The sequence below is a fragment of the Haloferax profundi genome (assembly GCF_001469865.1).
Lineage (GTDB): Archaea > Halobacteriota > Halobacteria > Halobacteriales > Haloferacaceae > Haloferax > Haloferax profundi.
Genome location: NZ_LOPV01000152.1, coordinates 1 through 930, shown reverse-complemented (window position 1 = coordinate 930; position 930 = coordinate 1). Strand labels below are relative to the sequence as shown.

At 54.3% G+C, this 930-nt stretch carries 1 protein-coding gene; it reads right to left on the bottom strand.

Annotated elements, in window-relative coordinates:
* Positions 1–402, bottom strand: a 402-nt coding sequence (locus tag AUR66_RS21850) for a COG1361 S-layer family protein (RefSeq protein ID WP_231727804.1), incomplete at its 3' end; no start/stop codon positions are given.
* Positions 403–930: the final 528 nt, after the last annotated feature.

The window sequence follows — 930 nt, the reverse complement described above, 5'->3', positions numbered from 1 at the left end:
GCGGCGGTATATGATGACCGCTCCACCAATGATCACAAGCGCGCCGACGCCAATGAGTGGGAGCGGAAGTCCACTTCCGCCTTCGTTTTCGGTGGCCGTGAGGGGGACCTTATAGCTGTCAGAGATTTCAGTGTCTCCGTTTGGTCGCTCGTACTGGAAGTCGACCGAGAGTGGGTAGTCTTTGGCGAGTGCATCACCGCTCACACTGGCTTGGAACTTAATCTCAGCAGTTTCGCCTGGTTCCAGCGATTGGACGAATGCTTCGTCATCCGATAGCGACAATGGGTCACTCGCATACGCCTTGGCGTTGATATTGGTGAGCGTCTCATCACCGTTGTTGGTGAGTTCAAGCGTGACGACGCCACTCGAGCCGATGTTGAGCGAAGACTCGACAGGACTCACTGTGAAATCATCACGGCTCTCAGCAATCTCCGAGCGCGTGTTGAGCGTCTTGCTTTGTCGCTCGTCACCATCGCTATTCTGGTAACTCACATAGTACGAGAGTTGGCGACTTCCTGGGTCCGCAGACTGGCTCACATCAATATCGAACCGGAACTCGCTCGATTCGTTCGGTCCGAGAGACCCGAGTGCGTACTCAGTCTCCTGAACGTCGTAGTTCGGTGATTCACTTTGGAAGATGAGAACTGCATCGTTTGCTGTCTCAGGACCGAGATTTGTGACTGTCCCTGTAACTTGCCCTTCCGAACCAACACGGAGGTTTGTAGCAACGTTGGACAGCTGGAACGATTGTTCCGGAAGTGGTGTCACGCCAACTGAGAGATCATTGGATGTCGTCGAGATACCGTCAGCGTCTTCGTACGCGACATTCGCAGTGAGTGCATAGGAGCTAGTCGCAGCCTCGTTTGTTGCAACTGCGTCAAACGTCACAACCTTCTCTTCACCGGGTTGCCACGCTCCGACGAATCGAGC